This window comes from Candidatus Culexarchaeum yellowstonense (assembly GCF_024707025.1).
Classification (GTDB): Archaea; Thermoproteota; Methanomethylicia; order Culexarchaeales; family Culexarchaeaceae; genus Culexarchaeum.
The window spans coordinates 1-2,135 of record NZ_JANGFQ010000136.1 but is presented as its reverse complement, the minus strand read 5'-3'; the positions used below and the strand labels follow the sequence as shown (position 1 = coordinate 2,135).

Below are 2,135 nucleotides of genomic sequence, written 5' to 3'. Positions count from 1 at the left end.
GAAAAAGATTTTGAGGCTCATCTCAAACTAGAAATTAGTGATAGGGAAAGAACAACAAAGATAATTATTGAAAGCGAAAGCTGGCAAAAGATAAAAGGATTAAAGACTTTAATTGAACAATTCTTCAGAGATTATACTTGCAAAGGAACATTAACCATTCAAACAAAAGATGAGGAAATAATTAAAGACATAAAAAGAGTAAGGGGTGAAACAAATTGAGAACAATGAAGTACGCAATAGAAAATACAAAAACAACAACCAGCTTTATCATCAATGTAGAGGATAGGTTTGGAAAACAAAAAATAAAACTGGGCACGATTAAAGGCTGGAGAAGAGAATTCGCCCAAAAACTACCATACAACCCAAACAAGTGGGATGATAATACAATAAAAGCATACGTGAGCATCCAAGCCATAAAAACCGCAAAAAACAAAGAAGAAGCACTACACTTTCTAAAAACAATCGAAACACTAAACAAACTAGAACTATACTTCTGGACAATAAAATTCCTAAACAACACAAAACTCACAAAAAAAGCATGGAGGGTATTCTATGCAAAAAACACTCATTGAAGAAAAAACCAAAAAACACCTAGAACTATTCTCAGAAATAAGCGAAGAAGCAAAAAAAGAAAAACTCGGCAAACCACCAATTAACGAAATCCTGTACTGGTGGACAAGAAAACCCCTCATAGTAGGCAGAGCAGTAACATTACTCGCACTAACACCCTCAACAACAAACATAGACATAATCAAACAACTACTAAAACTAGACAAAGAAAAAAGAGCATTCAACTACCCTCTAGATAAGAGAGATCTCGAAAAACTTGCCAACAATGATCTAAACTCACTAAAAATACTCGACACCTTCGCTGGAGCAGGCAACCTACTCTTTGAAGCTGCACGCATGGGATTAAACTGCACGCTAGTAGATTATAATCCAGTAGCCTACCTAATCATGAAAGCAACACTAGAATACCCAGCCAAGTACGGTAAAAAACTCGCAGTAGATGTTGAGAAATATGGGATGGAGGTCATTAGAAGAGTGAGGGAAAAGCTGGGAAAGTTTTATGGGAGGAGTGGGAGGAAGGCTTTGCATTATCTTTGGTGCTGGACTATAAAATGCCCATATTGCGGTCAAAGAATTCCTCTAACGAATCAAATGTGGCTTGATAAAAACAGAAAAATAGGGTATAAAATCATACCAGAAAATGGAGATTTTAAAGTAGAAATAGGGATCTTAAGCGAGAGAGAAGGCTCGAAATATACTCAAAAAGGCGGCAAAGCCGTGTGCATAAAATGCGGAAACGCAATAAATTATGAAGACATGACTAAGGATATAGCCGAGAGAAGGGATAAGGAAATGATAGCCGTTGTAGTAAAGGATGCAAAAGGAAAGAATTATGAAATACCAACAAACGAAGACAAAAAACTTTTTGAAGAAGCCAAGGAAGAACTTAAAAAACAATGGCAAGCACTACTAAATCAAAACCTAATACCACAAGAAAATATGAAAGAATCTGAACTTTTTCGTGTAATCAATTATGGTTTAACGAAATGGTATGAATTTTTTACAGAGAGACAGCTTCTTCTCATGAGTACGCTTTTGAAAACAATTAAGGAGGTATGTTCTGAAATAAGTGATAGGGAATATGCAAAAGTCATAGCAACGTATTTAGGATTCATGCTAGGCAAACATGTAGATTACAATTGCATAGGAACAGGATGGCATACATCTAATGAAACAATTAGTCATGCTTTAACTTTTAGGCGTCCGAGCATTATTTATAATTTTGCTGAGACTAATCCTTTTGAAGATACGAGTGGTTCTCTTTTGAGTGCGCTTAATGATGTTGTTGATGCTATTAAGTTTGCGGCTGAAAATAGGGCTTCTGCTAGGGTTTTGCTTGGTTCTTCGCTCCATCTTCATGAAACTCTTCATGATAATTTCGACCTTATTATTACTGATCCCCCATACTTAGATGATGTAGCGTATGCTGAGCTTAGTGAGTTCTTCTATGTATGGCTTGTAAGGATTTTAAGGGAGTATTATCCTGAGCTTCCGCAGAATGTTCCCATTGATGAAGATCTTGTGTTGAGTAAGGGTAGGTTTGGTGGGAATGAGGATCTAGGGAT

The 2,135-nt window shown here is 36.3% G+C and carries 3 protein-coding genes; all 3 read left to right on the top strand.

Annotated features, from left to right (window positions below; translation table 11 throughout):
* On the top strand, nucleotides 1-219 hold a 219-nt coding region (locus MRT15_RS09630), incomplete at its 5' end, for a hypothetical protein (protein WP_304329878.1).
* The gene (locus MRT15_RS09625; protein WP_304329877.1) at nucleotides 216-572 is read left to right on the top strand and encodes a hypothetical protein; all 357 of its coding nucleotides are present in this window, start codon (nucleotides 216-218) and stop codon (nucleotides 570-572) included. The genes MRT15_RS09630 and MRT15_RS09625, both read left to right, overlap by 4 nt.
* Nucleotides 553-2,135, top strand: a 1,583-nt coding sequence (locus MRT15_RS09620; RefSeq protein ID WP_304329876.1) for a DUF1156 domain-containing protein, incomplete at its 3' end; no start/stop codon positions are given. The genes MRT15_RS09625 and MRT15_RS09620, both read left to right, overlap by 20 nt.